A 13,797-nucleotide genomic window follows, 5' to 3' on the forward strand; every position below is an offset into this window, starting at 1 on the left:
TCTTATTCGATTTTAAATAAATTTATCTAAATTTTAAAAAGATGGCAGGATTAAAATTGAATTTTGATGAAGATAGTTTTAATAGATTATTCCCTTTTTATATCCAAATAAATTCAAAAATGGAAGTTTTGAGTTTTGGTAAAAGTCTTAGAAAACATTGCTTAAACCTCCAAGAAAAATCACTTTTCAATTCAGAATTTATAATCCGACAGCCTAGAATACATTTAATTTTATTTGACAAAATAACAAATTACACAAACAAAGACGTAGTAATTGAACATATTCAAACTAAACTAACATTAAGAGGTCAGTTTGAACATATTGAAGATACGCTTTTATTTGTAGGGGCACCGTGGTTTACTTCGATGAATGAGGTTAATGAGGCCGGGTTGTCAAAAAAGGATTTTGCTCACCACAATTCAACATTTGATTTACTACAGTTTGTTAATAAGGTTGAGAACACTTCCAAGCAATTAACCGAAATGCTTGCAACTATTAATTCTCAAAAAAATCAATTCAAAAAGGATCAAGAAGAGTTGAATAGACTTTCTTATGTAGCCAGTGCAAACATTAATGGTGTAGTATTTACGACCCTGGACGGGACCATCAGTTGGTGCAACGATGCTTTCCTCTCTTTGACAGGCCATTCTAGACCAGAAATCATAGGTAAAACACCCATCCAAATTGGTAGAATTAAGGATACAGATAAAGCGGAAATCACAAAAATGGTCAATTCTTTTTACGCGGGCGATTCTTTTGAAGTAGAATTGTTACATGCTAAAAAAAATGATTTACCCTTCTGGTCTAGAGTAAAAGGACAGCCAATATATGACAAAAAAGGAAACGTAACACAGTATTTTGCAATCTTAGAAGATATTTCACTTAAAAAAAAATATGATGAAAGTTTAGAGATAGAAAAAGAAAAATACCGTAGTATTATTGCTAATATGAATTTGGGGTTACTAGAAGTAGATTTAGACGATAATATTACTTTAGCTAACCTCAGTTTTATAGAAATGAGTGGATACTCTCTTGAGGAACTACTAGGTAACAGAGCCAAAACACTATTAATAGATACTGAAAGCAAAGAAATTTTGGAATCTAAACAAATAATGCGTACTAAAGGAATTACAGACTCTTATGAAGTAAAAGCACTTAATAAGAATAGAGATAGTAAAACATGGCTTATTAGTGGGGCACCCAATTATAATATACATGGTGAAATAATTGGTTCTATCGGGATTCATTTGGATATCACCGAACAAAAAGAGCAAAAAGAACAGTTGTATCTACTATCGTTAATTGCACAAAAAAATATAAATGCCGTAATAATCTGTGATGCCAAGGGTAGAATTGAGTGGGTAAACAGTAGTTTCTTAAAAATGTCCGGATATGCCGAAGAGGAAGTTTTGAACCAAAATCCAGGTGTTTTACTACAGGGTAAAGAATCAGCCCCAGAAACAATTGCTTACTTGTCGGAGCAACTATCCAAAGGATTACCGTTTAAATGTGAAATAATTAATTACTCAAAAGATAAAAGAAAATATTGGGTACGTTTACAAGGGCAAGCTCTGTATGACAAAAAGGGCAATATTACTAAGTTTTTTGCCATTGAAGAAGATATTACATCTCAAAAAATGCTAGAACAACAAAAGGAAGGTTTAATTAACGATTTGGCTAAAACGAATAAAGAATTAGAGGAATACGCTCAGATTGTTTCTCACGATTTAAAATCTCCTTTACGAAGTATCAATTCATTAATTACTTGGATTAAGGATGAAAACGAAGGTAATTTCACAAATGACACCACTAAGTATTTTTCCTTAATTGAAAGTAAGGTCGAAAAAATGGACCATTTAATTGAAGGTATTTTAACTTATTCAAAAATTGACAAGGAGGAAACTAGAAGCGAAAGTGTAAACACAAACGATATCGTATCTACTATAATTGATATTATCCATATTCCAGATCACATACAGGTCCTAATCAAGAACCCAATGCCTATTATTAAAGCGGATCGTTTTCGAATTCAGCAGTTGTTTCAAAATTTAATTGGTAATGCTGTAAATTATATTGATAAAGAGAAAGGTTTGGTCGAAATATCTTCAGAAGAATTTGATGACTGTTGTATCTTCTCAGTAAAAGATAATGGAGAGGGAATACCAAAAGAGATTCATTCAAAAATATTCGAAACTTTTAAAATTTTTACCACTAGTAAACATTCTACAGGTTTAGGACTTTCAATTGTCCAAAAAATAGTGCTATTTTACAAAGGTCAAATATGGCTCGAAAGTGAAGTAAGTGTAGGGACAACTTTCTTTATTAAATTATATAAATAACGCAAAATTAACAGTGTTTTAAGTTTACATAAACTCCTGTTTTATAATAACTAATGACAATGGAAAACCCTAATTTAGACTATATAAACAAATTATCAGGTGATAATAACGAGTTCAAATTTAAATTGATTACTATACTTAAAAAAGAATTCCCATTGGAGATCGAACAATATTTTAAAGAATTAGAAGATAATAATTTTTCAAAGGTCGCCCTAGCTGTTCATAAATTAAAGCACAAAATTTCTATTCTAGGTCTCGAAAAAAGTTATTATATTGCTTCAGATTATGAAGACAATCTGAAAAACAATTCTTTAATTTTGCAAGATGAATTTCAAAACATTTTAAAAAACATTCAAGAGTTTGTAATACAATTATAATTCTCGTATAAATGAAATGTATTATTATTGATGACGAAGAAATGGCTAGAGCAATTATAGCCCAATTTTTAAGTAATTATACGCTTATAGATATGGTGGCTGAATTCTCTATTCCTACTGATGCTATGAAGTATTTAAATCAAAATCCTGTTGATTTAATTTTCTTAGACATCCATATGCCTCAATTTTCAGGTTTTGATTTTATTCAAACTATAAAAAATCCTCCAAATATTATATTAATAACTTCTGATAGGAATTTTGCTATTGAAGCTTTTGAATATAAATGTATTGTTGACTATTTGGTTAAGCCTATTACCGAAGCTCGTTTTTTAAAAGCTATACAAAAACTACAAGCTATACAAGCTCCTTTATTGGCTACTACTTCATTAGAAATAGAGAAGAATTCAAATGATTTTTATATAAATGTTAATCGAAAATTAATTAAAATAAATTTTCAATCGGTAACTATTATTGAAGCCAAAGGAGACTACATTCATATTAAAACTGACAACAAAAATTATATTGTTCATTCAACCCTAAAAAAAATAGAAGTCAAATTACCTATAGATCTATTCTTAAAAGTACATCGTTCTTTTATTATAAATATTAAAAAAATCATTGATATTGAAGACAATAGTGTATTAATAGGGAGCGATATTGTTCCAATAAGTAGATCGAATAGATTAGAATTACTTAATAGAATCAATATTATATAAGTATAATATTGTTAATTAAACAAATATTGACATTTAATCGATTACAATAGCTGTTTTATCTATTTTTATCTATATTGGTTAGTATATAAGAAAACCGATGGAAACAAAATCTTAAACTACAATGACCATAGAAACAAGCAATTCTGTCAATGATATTGCAGGGTACTTTTTGATATCGAAACGATGGACAATGGATAACGATAAAAACATAACCTTTGTAAGAGAAAAATCTTTAGGTTATTGTTATAACTTAAAATGGGCTGGTCCAATAGATAAATCCGAAATTGAAAAACTAAATAAGAACAAAGAAACAACAGTTGCGGTAAGTTACGCGATATTAAAACCTTTTTTAGTATTCGAAAAGAATGAGTTTGTAGTACCAAATACGTCAGAAGTTCGAAAAAAAATAGGCCTTGACACTGATACTCTAAAGTATGCAAATTAGAAAAAAAAACAACCTTTTCAACTTCAATAAGTATCCATTCACCGAAGACCTATCCTTCGCTTAACGAAAATTCGTATTATTAATTGAAAACATTTTTATCTTTGTAAAAGAAACTGGTAGTAAGTACATTTGAATTTCAAACTTAAGTATATGTATATCAATTTCTAACATTTATAATAACCAAATAATTCCAAAAACAAATTAATTGGCAACTATTTTGCGTAGTTGAAAAGGCTGCTGCCACGAGCAGTCTTTTTTGTTTATAATAAAAAATTCAGTTCTAATTTTAATATAATCTCGTTTATTTTTTCCAATTTATTAAAAATAATAACTTAGCGCTATATCAGAATAGATGTATAAAGTGATAATCAAAAAAATTACAAATAAGTTCTTAACAAAGTGGCTATTTGATGCAGCATTTTTTATGCATATGAAAAAATCTACCGCGATGGATAAATTAAGAAATTATTATATCACCAGCTCTTTAAAATTTGGATTTATACCAAAAGATCAATACTTTCCCTTGAATATTCTTTAAAAATTATTTTCCATTTAGAATAAATTGATATACAATACAGATAAAATCGTTAGCTTTGATTTAAATAAAGAAACTAGCTGCGTAAAGTACTATGAAAGATCAAATAAAAAAGTTTTTAAATGAGGATCAAGATCCAAAAGCAATTGAAAAAATAACTTCAAAATTGCAGGATCTTTTAATGAAAAATGAAGAAGTCGGTTATATTGGTGTTCAAAAAAAACCCGCGATAACCGTTTTACCTGATAGTATTGTATTGACCAATAAACGTATCATTTTATGCAAACCTAAGAACTTAGGCCTATCAATGGATTTTGTAGATTATGATTGGGAAGATGTGGCTGGTACTTTTGTGAAAGAAAATATACTCGGGTCGGAGTTCTCATTTTCAACCAAAACAGATCTAACAATATCCATAGATTACATACCAAAAACACAGGCTCGTAAATTGTATACTTTTGCCAAAGAGCAAATGGATAATTTAAAAAATGTTTCGGTAGTTGTGGAAGCAATTATCCCTCCACCAATAAACTATAAAGAAGTAGAAGAAGTGGATATAGAGGAAGTGGAAACCGAAGAAGTTACAAATTATGCCGAAATCGTTTCTGTAGTACCACCGCAATATCAAAACATTCAGACTGATAGTATATCACAGGAAAAATCAATGAAAGATTTATCTTCTGAAGAACTATTTGAAAAATTGCAGAATTTCAAAAAATTATTAGACAATGGTTTGATTCTTCAAGGAGAATATGATACGTTGAAAAAAGAGATTATGAGTTATATGTAATCTCTAGAATAAAAAAAATGCCTTATTTTCGTAAATAAGGCATTTTTTTTATTTAAAATCAACAATTAATTTCAAAAAAACAAAATTTATTACTTGTGTAAGTTACTTTGTGCTTTCAAAAAGTGTTACGCCTTTTAGCAAACTAAACTTTTGGCGCTCCTGCCAAAATTTCCTCATTCGCATATGAGGAAAACTGTTCAAAGTTGACTCTAAACTTATTAGCTAAATCTTTAGCTTTACTATCATATAAATCTTTATCATTCCACGTATTTCTTGGATTTAAAATCTCATCTGGAACATTTGGACACGATTGCGGAATTGCCATTCCAAATACCGAGTGGTTTTCATAATTTACTTCATCCAACTCGCCATGCAGAGCTGCATCGATCATAGCACGGGTATATTTTAACTTCATTCTGGATCCCGTTCCATAAGCACCACCTGTCCAACCTGTATTAACTAGCCAAACAGTTGCATCTTCATCTTTTATTTTCTCACTTAACATTTCGGCATATCGAGTAGGATGCAAAGGCATAAAAGGAGCTCCAAAACAAGCAGAAAAATTGGGTGTGGGTTCAGTAATCCCTGCTTCAGTTCCTGCTATTTTTGCGGTATAACCCGATATAAAATGGTAAGCAGCTTGCCCAGCTGTCAATCTAGAAATTGGAGGTAAGATACCAAACGAATCTGCCGTTAAGAAAAAGATGTTTTTAGGATTTTGTCCGCTTGAACCGGGTTGAATTGTTTCAATATGCTCAATTGGGTAACTCACTCTCGTATTTGGAGTGATTGAAACATCAGTGTAATCTACTTCGTTTGTTCCTTTTTTGTACACTATATTCTCAAGTAAAGCACCTTTTTTAATAGCCCTAAAGATGTCAGGCTCATTTTCTTCAGATAAGTTAACTACTTTGGCGTAGCATCCCCCTTCAAAATTAAAAATGGTATTCTCTGGAGTCCACCCATGTTCATCGTCACCAATTAACTTTCGTTTTGGATCCGCAGACAAAGTAGTTTTCCCCGTTCCAGACAATCCAAAAAATATTGCCGTTTCATCATTAGTCCCCACATTGGCACTACAATGCATAGAGAGTACATTACGGGTCACAGGAAGTATAAAATTCAAAGCAGAAAAAATTCCTTTTTTCATTTCGCCAGTATATCCCGTACCTCCAATCATGGCGATTTTTCGAGTAAAATTTAATATCGCAAAATTACCTTGCCTAGTATGGTCAACCTCTGGGTCAGCTAGAAAACTAGGAGCACACAGTACCGTCCAATCAGCGGTAAAAGTGGCTAATTCATCTTCTTTTAAACGCAAAAACATATTGTGACAAAATAAATTTGCCCAAGCGGTCTCGGTAACTACTCGCACGTTGAGTCGGTAACTTGGGTCTGCACACACATAAGCGTCACGTACATACAATTCCTTGTTGGACAAGTAAGCCGTTAGCTTATCATACAATGCATCAAAATTAGCAGGAGTAAAAGGAATGTTTACATTTCCCCACCAAACATCCTTTTCAGTAATAACATCCTTTACAATAAAGCGGTCTAGAGGTGAACGGCCAGAAAACTTTCCGGTGTTAATCTCCAAAGCTCCCGTGCTAGTTTCTGATCCTTGTCCTGCTGCTATGGTTCTTTCCTGCAGTTCTTCAGGAGATAATTGGTAATGAATTTGAGTATTCTCAATGCCAAGATAGTCAATCGATGGTATTGTATGTAAGGTATTCTCGTTCATAATATAGTTGTGTTTAGCGTTTGATATTGCACATACTAAAGGTAACTAAATATAACAAAATAGTGCTAAAATTTTATATTTTTAAGTATCGATAAAACAAAAGTCCCCAGCCTATAATAATTAGTAGGCCTCCAATAGGAGTTACAAATCCAATCGTTTTAAAATCAAAAGGAGTCAAGTAATTTGTCGCCAACCCATAAATTGAACCCGAAAACAAAACAACACCTACAACAATAAGATAGTAAATAGTCTTTTTTGTTTTCTCAGTAAGAAGTTTGAAACTGGGTAATAATAGCAAGAAAAACGCCTGATACATTTGATATCGCACTCCTGTTTCAAAAGTAGCTAGTAATTCTGGTGTCAATATTTTTTTTAAAGCATGTGCACCAAAAGCACCAAAAATTATAGCTATCATTCCCATCAATGCGCCCGTATAAATAATCTTTTTTTCCATTTTGTTTGTATTTATAAAATACAAAAGTATCATATCTCCACAAGAATCACCTATAATAGGAATCATAATCATGCTGATTTAACATTAATTTGGGCGTGCCACCCTCTCACAAAAGGGCAATTTTGCTGGCGGGTAGTACCCTTTTATAAGAGGGTGTCGTGTTATCCGCTATATCTTTTGGGTTTGCTATCGCATCCCAAAAGGATACCGCTCCTACCACTCACGCAGCCGTTCACAAATCAACCATTTATTATCATTTGAAAAAGGTTATAATCAAAATCTCTTTTTGTAAATTTGTTATTGAAGTGATTGATTGTAAGCAAAATGATTCCTTTAAAAGAACCATTAGTATAAATCAGTAAGGATAAAATGTGTAGAAAAGAGTAATGATAAACCTAACTTTCTTTTTTTGTACAGTCCAACAGTTAAAATTAGGTAGTAATGCAGTACGTCCAGATTAAACACAAATATGATTCTATCCTTACAGTACTATTTTTAAAATGAAATCTTATTGTTGTTTTATATCCATAAGTCATTCTGGCCCTCTTTTTTGAGATAAGCACTTGGTGCTATTTTCAATCGATCATGAGAGGGAAAAGTGTCATGGCTCTAAATCGAGTTCGTTACGCACAATTTGATTATACAAATTAGTTTGATCCGATTCAATCATTATCAACTCCATACCAAATCACATGGTTTGGACATCATTAAAAAAATCAATATGAGAAATATACTTATTATAGGCGCTGGGCGATCTGCTTCCTCTTTGATTCGTTATCTTCTGGATCATTCAACCGTCGAAAAACTCCATTTGGTCATAGCCGATATATCCTTGGAGTTAGCTCAAAAAAAAACATTAAATCATCACAATGCTACAGCAATAGCATTAGATATATTCGACAAAGAACAGCGTACCCAAGCCATAGAAAAAGCAAATCTTGTCATTTCGATGCTGCCTGCTCATTTGCATATCGAAGTAGCCAAAGACTGTATGCGTTTCAAAAAACATTTGGTAACCGCTTCGTATATCAGCGATCAAATGCAGGCCTTGAACGCAGAAGCGAAAGCTAATAATTTGGTTTTCATGAACGAAATCGGACTTGATCCTGGCATTGACCACATGAGTGCTATGAAAATCATTGATAAAATAAGAGATCAGGGAGGCAAAATCCTAACATTTGAATCTTTTTGTGGTGGTCTAGTTGCACCCGAATCTGATACGAATCTGTGGAATTACAAATTCACTTGGGCACCTCGGAATGTTGTTTTGGCTGGTCAAGGTGGCGCTGCCAAGTTTCTTCAAGAGGGTACGTACAAATACATTCCATATTGTAATTTATTTCGCAGAACTGAATTTTTAGAAGTCGCTGACTACGGAAAATTTGAAGCCTATCCCAACAGGGATTCTTTAAAATACAAATCGGTTTATGGTCTTGATGATGCTTTGACTTTATATCGCGGAACCATTCGAAAAGTTGGTTTCTCCAAGGCATGGAATATGTTTGTGCAATTGGGTATGACCGATGATAGTTATGTGATGGAAGATTCCTTAACAATGAGTTACCGTGATTATATCAACGCATTTTTGCCGTACCATGCAACCGATTCAGTCGAAATCAAGATGCGTTTACTTCTTAAAATTGACCAAGACGATATCATGTGGGAGAAACTAGTTGAATTGGACTTATTCAATGATGAAAAAATCGTTGCGTTGTCCAATGCGACACCCGCTCAAATTCTTGAAAAAATCTTAGGCGATAGTTGGACATTACAAGCTGATGATAAAGATATGATCGTGATGTATCATAAGTTTGGTTTTGAATTGAAAGGTATAAAAAAACAAATTGATTCCAAAATGGTTTGTATAGGTGATGATCAAACCTATACCGCCATGGCGAAAACAGTTGGATTACCCGTAGCGATTGCCAGTTTATTGATTTTAAATGGTAAAATCAAAACATATGGAGTTCAACTTCCTATTCGAAAAGAAGTCTATGAACCTATACTTAAAGAATTAGAAAATTATGGAGTTCATTTCAAGGAGGAAATTATCCCTTCAATTAGACACAAAGTGTAATAAATGTTTCCCCCAAAAAACATATGATTCCCTGAGTTATATCATCTAAATTATATTGTTCATTTTCTTGAATTATTGTACTGGTGATCCTTATCATTTTTACTATAGCATACGCCCTATTTGCTATTTTACTGACAATACTCCCCCCCCCCCCGGGTACCAAGAGAATCTATGTGTAAAAACTTTTTACAAGGGAGATTTTTCTTATTCTGAATTGTTTTTTAGAGTTGCGACTCCAAATGATGTTTATTCCATGAGAATTGAAACTTACAAATTAATTCAATTAACAGCGATATCAGAATCTATTTATAAAACTAATAATGATCCTTTTAAACAAACTAATTCGCTGATGAATACTTTATTTCCTGAAGCGTAGGGAAATTAACATCCAATTATCCTGGTATAAACGGTCTTGTAGCACCTCTCATTCAATATTGTTCTGCTAGAATTTTTGTTTAGGATTTTATTTAGTTTTTGTTAAGATATTTTTAAGGCATTTTTAAGCTTAATTTTAAGCTTAAATGAAGTTTACGAAAATATTTTCGTAGTCTAAACTTCAATTATGGAACTACTACATTTTACATGCTCAACTGTTTGGAGAGGACACGAGCAAATGATTATAGATATCTATGAGTCATTGAGAGATAATGAGTTGGTGAAAAATCAAATCATTGTATGTCCTACTAATTCTAAGCTTTTTGAAGTGGCTACACAGAGAAATTTGAAAGTCATTGGTATTGATTTTAAATCACAATACAATCTTAAAATCGCAAAACAATTAAAGCATATTGTGGATATCAATAGTTCTAGCATTGTTTTACTTCACAATAGCAAAGCCCATACTGTTGGTGTGATCTCCTCAGTATTTTGTGGATTAAAAATTCCGTTGGTACTTTTTAGAACACTCATAAAAAATGTAGGCACCAACTTCTTTCGAAAATTTAAGTACAATTATAAAGGAATCAAAAAAATAGTATGTGTTTCTGATCCAGTGGTTGATATCTTAAAAGCTACAATCAAAAACCATCAAAAAATGGTTGTAGTAGGGAGTGTAGTTGATACTGAGAAGTTTATCGGGCAGGTTAAAAATGGTTTCTTACATAAGGAATTTAATATCCCATCGGACTATAAAATTGTAGGGAACGTTTCAGCTTTTTGTAAAGTAAAAGATCATTATACTTGGGTCAATACTGTTGAAGAACTTTATAAAAGAGGCCTTAAAGCAAAATACATTTTGATTGGCGAAGGTGGATTAGAGTCTGAAATTAAGGAATATGTTAAATCTAAAGGTCTAGAAAATGAAATAATATTTGCAGGTTTTAGGAATGATGTTCATCAGTGCATCCCTGAATTTGATTTGTTTTTATTTACTTCAAATAACGAAGCTACAGGCGGGGTGATTCTAGAAAGTTATGCATGTAAGGTTCCTGTTGTTGCTGCTAGAGCCGGTGGTATTCCGACTGTATTGGAACATAATGAAACTGGATTGTTGGCTGAGGTGGGTAATGCAATCGATTTTGCAGACAAAGTGGAATTCTTGATTAATTGCAAAGAAAGTAAAGAAAGATACATCACCAAGGGACATGATTTTTTAATGAAAACAGCCTCTAGAGTTGTTATTGGATATAAAATTAATGAAGTGTTAAGTCAAATTATGCTCGATGATTATGTTATTGCTTAAGGAAATACTTTTTTATTTGGTGCATGGAATGCTTCTTGTACTCTTTTATTTTGAATTTTTGTGAGGCGTATATTTCTAAATAATTTATATCTAGTAAATAGATGCGCAGGAACACAATGTTTTATCAATATGTTATGATATATTTTTTATTGGGGGTTGTTTTTTTGTTGGTTATTTTTCTAGTGGTTTTAAACATGCAATTTAAATTATTTTATGCATCAAAAAACAAATTGAGAATCTTAGAATATCATTCTATTTCTACAAATGGTTTTGCAGATCAAATTACCATCAAGAAAGAAACATTGATTGCACAATTTGAATATTTAAAAGTGAATAAATATCAAACATTGTGGCTTTCGGATGTAGAGACCATGCTTAAAAATAAACAATCACTACCTTCAAAATCGATTGTATTGACTTTTGATGATGGTTTTTTGGATAATTATACCGAATTATATCCACTATTAAAGGAGTATGATTTTAAAGCAGTGCTGTTTGTTGTGCTTGGAAAGATAGGGCAAAAGATTGATTGGGGTGGAAAGTTTATTAATGAGAATGATAACATGCGTTTGATGAACAGAGTGCAGTTGGATACTATTGGTACACATATAGAGTTAGGTTACCATACCTTTAAGCATGATAATTATGCACTATTATCGCTAATAGAAATTGAATCTGATTTGAAACTGTGTCAGGAAGTGATTGATAAAGAGAATTTGAATGTTTTTCCTGCTTTGGCATATGCGTATGGCGGATATTACAGAAAGAGGGGTCATGAACAAAAAGCATTCTTTGACTTGTTGAAAAAATACGGAATACGCTATGGTTTGCGCATTGGAAATAGAATTAATGTTTTTCCGTTAAAGAATCAATATGAAATTCAGCGCATTGATATAAGGGGAGGTGATCGTTTTGAAGTGTTTAAAAAGAAGGTTCGACTGGGACGTAAAAAGTTATTTTAAAAATTGTGATTAATTCTTAATTGACAATCGAAGCTATTTTGAACAAAGATCTTATCGCAACTACTCTTTGGGTTAGGGATAGAAGCGGAAAGCCCGGAAACAAGTGAAGCGATAGCAGAACTTGTTGAGGACTTGCAGCGAATAGCCCGCCCGTAGGGAACCCCATAAAAAAAAGTCCGTTACTACAGATAGTAACGGACTTTTTTGATTTTTCTATTTTGATAATTCTACAAAATATTTATAAAATAGTGGAATGGTTTCGATTCCTTTTAGGTAATTAAAGATGCCGAAATGTTCGTTTGGAGAATGGATAGCATCGCTGTCGAGTCCAAATCCCATAAGAATGGTTTTGCTTTTTAATTCTTTTTCGAAAAGGGCTACAATCGGAATACTACCCCCAGAACGAACTGGGATGGCGGGGACACCAAAAGTTTCGGTGTAAGCCATATTGGCTGCCTTGTACCCAATACTATCAATTGGGGTTACGTAGCCTTGTCCTCCATGGTGTGGTTTTACCTCTACGGTGACACCTGCTGGAGCGATGGCAATAAAATGTTTGGTAAATAGGTCGGTGATGGCCTCCCAGTCTTGGTTGGGTACCAAACGCATTGAGATTTTGGCAAATGCTTTGCTGGCAATAACAGTTTTTGCTCCTTCACCAGTGTATCCTCCCCAGATTCCGTTAACGTCTAGTGTAGGACGAATGGAATTGCGCTCGTTGGTTGTGTAACCTGCTTCACCATACACGGCGTTGAGGTTTAGTGCTTTTTTATAATTTTCTAGACTGAAAGGTGCTTTGGCCATTTCAGCTCTTTCTTCAGTAGATAGTTCTTCGACATTATCATAGAAACCTGGGATAGTAATGTGGTTGTTTTCGTCGTGAAGTGAGGCGATCATTTTTGATAAAACATTGATCGGATTGGCCACTGCTCCACCGTATAATCCAGAATGAAGATCACGATTTGGGCCAGTAATTTCTACTTCAACATAACTCAGTCCGCGCAATCCAGTGGTGATAGACGGTTGCTGGTTTGAGATCATTCCAGTGTCTGAAATTAATATTACATCATTCTTAAGCTTTTCAGTATTGTTTTCAACAAAAGTTTTGAGGTTAACACTTCCTACTTCTTCTTCTCCTTCGATCATAAACTTGACGTTACAAGGCAAACAATCATTTTTAATCATATATTCGAATGCCTTCACATGCATGTACATTTGTCCTTTGTCGTCGCAAGCACCGCGAGCAAAAATAGCACCTTCGGGATGTGTTTCTGTAACTTTGATTACAGGCTCAAATGGGGGCGAATTCCATAGCTCGATAGGATCTGCGGGTTGAACATCATAATGTCCGTATACGAGAATGGTAGGGAGTCCTGGGTCAATTGTTTTTTGTCCATAAACAATTGGGTAGCCATCTGTCTCGCAAATCTCTACAAAATCGCAGCCTGCTTGCTCTAGACTAATTTTTACAGCTTCGGAGGTGTCGATAACATCTTGCGCATAGGCAGCGTCTGCACTTACAGATGGTATTTTCAATAATTCGATAAGTTCTTTGATCAAACGATCTTTATTTTCGTTTATGTAATGCTTAATATTATCCATTTATGTGTTGACTTTTAGTACTTTCAAAAATACAAAAAAATGATAAATAAATTTTTTAAAAAAAAGCTTTGAATATTA

At 32.9% G+C, this 13,797-nt stretch carries 11 protein-coding genes; 8 read left to right on the plus strand and 3 right to left on the minus strand.

All coding sequences use genetic code 11. From position 1 onward, the window contains the following. Positions 1–41 precede the first annotated feature (41 nt). The 5 genes from M2326_RS02045 to M2326_RS02065 all read left to right on the plus strand — a co-directional run bounded on the left by M2326_RS02045 (position 42) and on the right by M2326_RS02065 (position 5,202). Entirely contained in the window at positions 42–2,339 is a 2,298-nt protein-coding gene (locus M2326_RS02045) for a PAS domain-containing protein (protein WP_264617890.1), read from the plus strand. Positions 2,340–2,398: 59 nt separating this feature from the next. Further along, on the plus strand, positions 2,399–2,716 hold the full coding sequence (locus M2326_RS02050) for an Hpt domain-containing protein (protein WP_264617891.1): 318 nt from the start codon (positions 2,399–2,401) through the stop codon (positions 2,714–2,716). An 11-nt stretch (positions 2,717–2,727) separates the two neighbouring features. Further along, a complete protein-coding gene (locus M2326_RS02055; RefSeq protein ID WP_264617892.1) occupies positions 2,728–3,432 on the plus strand; it encodes a LytR/AlgR family response regulator transcription factor in 705 nt (234 codons plus the stop codon). A gap of 121 nt (positions 3,433–3,553) precedes the next feature. Then, positions 3,554–3,877, plus strand: coding sequence for a hypothetical protein (locus M2326_RS02060; RefSeq protein WP_264617893.1), 324 nt, complete (start codon positions 3,554–3,556; stop codon positions 3,875–3,877). A gap of 629 nt (positions 3,878–4,506) precedes the next feature. Continuing rightward, complete coding sequence (locus tag M2326_RS02065; protein ID WP_264617894.1) at positions 4,507–5,202, plus strand: PH domain-containing protein; 696 nt, start codon at positions 4,507–4,509, stop codon at positions 5,200–5,202. A gap of 142 nt (positions 5,203–5,344) precedes the next feature. Here M2326_RS02065 and pckA read toward each other — a convergent pair whose 3' ends face one another. Together pckA and M2326_RS02075 are read right to left on the minus strand one after the other, a co-directional pair. Next, positions 5,345–6,943: a phosphoenolpyruvate carboxykinase (ATP) gene (pckA, locus tag M2326_RS02070; protein ID WP_264617895.1), complete on the minus strand. Its 1,599-nt coding sequence runs from the start codon at positions 6,941–6,943 to the stop codon at positions 5,345–5,347. Between the two features lie 73 nt (positions 6,944–7,016). Further along, complete coding sequence (locus M2326_RS02075) at positions 7,017–7,397, minus strand: DUF423 domain-containing protein (protein ID WP_264617991.1); 381 nt, start codon at positions 7,395–7,397, stop codon at positions 7,017–7,019. A 721-nt stretch (positions 7,398–8,118) separates the two neighbouring features. On the opposite strand from M2326_RS02075, the gene M2326_RS02080 reads away from it, so the two are divergent. The 3 genes from M2326_RS02080 (at position 8,119) to M2326_RS02090 (ending at position 12,117) form a co-directional block, all read left to right on the plus strand. Beyond that, positions 8,119–9,474, plus strand: a complete 1,356-nt coding sequence (locus tag M2326_RS02080; protein WP_264617896.1) for a saccharopine dehydrogenase family protein — start codon at positions 8,119–8,121, stop codon at positions 9,472–9,474. 562 nt (positions 9,475–10,036) lie between these two features. Continuing rightward, positions 10,037–11,155 carry a glycosyltransferase gene (locus tag M2326_RS02085; RefSeq protein WP_264617897.1) on the plus strand — a complete coding sequence of 373 codons (1,119 nt, stop codon included), beginning with the start codon at positions 10,037–10,039 and terminating at the stop codon, positions 11,153–11,155. Between the two features lie 194 nt (positions 11,156–11,349). Further along, complete coding sequence (locus tag M2326_RS02090; protein ID WP_264617898.1) at positions 11,350–12,117, plus strand: polysaccharide deacetylase family protein; 768 nt, start codon at positions 11,350–11,352, stop codon at positions 12,115–12,117. 213 nt (positions 12,118–12,330) lie between these two features. Here the strand turns inward: M2326_RS02090 and M2326_RS02095 are convergent, their stop codons facing one another. Continuing rightward, the gene (locus M2326_RS02095) at positions 12,331–13,719 is read right to left on the minus strand and encodes a dipeptidase (RefSeq protein WP_264617899.1); all 1,389 of its coding nucleotides are present in this window, start codon (positions 13,717–13,719) and stop codon (positions 12,331–12,333) included. Positions 13,720–13,797 lie beyond the last annotated feature (78 nt).

It is taken from the genome of Flavobacterium psychraerolatum (assembly GCF_025960985.1).
Classification (GTDB): domain Bacteria; phylum Bacteroidota; class Bacteroidia; order Flavobacteriales; family Flavobacteriaceae; genus Flavobacterium.

What these genes read in the sequence shown, in the direction of transcription:
- M2326_RS02080 (WP_264617896.1), top strand. Translation starts at nt 8,119, where the DNA reads ATGAGAAATATACTTATTATAGGCGCTGGGCGATCTGCTTCCTCTTTG.
- pckA (WP_264617895.1), bottom strand. Translation starts at nt 6,943, where the DNA reads ATGAACGAGAATACCTTACATACAATACCATCGATTGACTATCTTGGC.
- M2326_RS02055 (WP_264617892.1), top strand. Translation starts at nt 2,728, where the DNA reads ATGAAATGTATTATTATTGATGACGAAGAAATGGCTAGAGCAATTATA.
- M2326_RS02060 (WP_264617893.1), top strand. Translation starts at nt 3,554, where the DNA reads ATGACCATAGAAACAAGCAATTCTGTCAATGATATTGCAGGGTACTTT.
- M2326_RS02045 (WP_264617890.1), top strand. Translation starts at nt 42, where the DNA reads ATGGCAGGATTAAAATTGAATTTTGATGAAGATAGTTTTAATAGATTA.
- M2326_RS02095 (WP_264617899.1), bottom strand. Translation starts at nt 13,719, where the DNA reads ATGGATAATATTAAGCATTACATAAACGAAAATAAAGATCGTTTGATC.
- M2326_RS02050 (WP_264617891.1), top strand. Translation starts at nt 2,399, where the DNA reads ATGGAAAACCCTAATTTAGACTATATAAACAAATTATCAGGTGATAAT.
- M2326_RS02085 (WP_264617897.1), top strand. Translation starts at nt 10,037, where the DNA reads ATGGAACTACTACATTTTACATGCTCAACTGTTTGGAGAGGACACGAG.
- M2326_RS02065 (WP_264617894.1), top strand. Translation starts at nt 4,507, where the DNA reads ATGAAAGATCAAATAAAAAAGTTTTTAAATGAGGATCAAGATCCAAAA.
- M2326_RS02075 (WP_264617991.1), bottom strand. Translation starts at nt 7,397, where the DNA reads ATGGAAAAAAAGATTATTTATACGGGCGCATTGATGGGAATGATAGCT.
- M2326_RS02090 (WP_264617898.1), top strand. Translation starts at nt 11,350, where the DNA reads ATGCAATTTAAATTATTTTATGCATCAAAAAACAAATTGAGAATCTTA.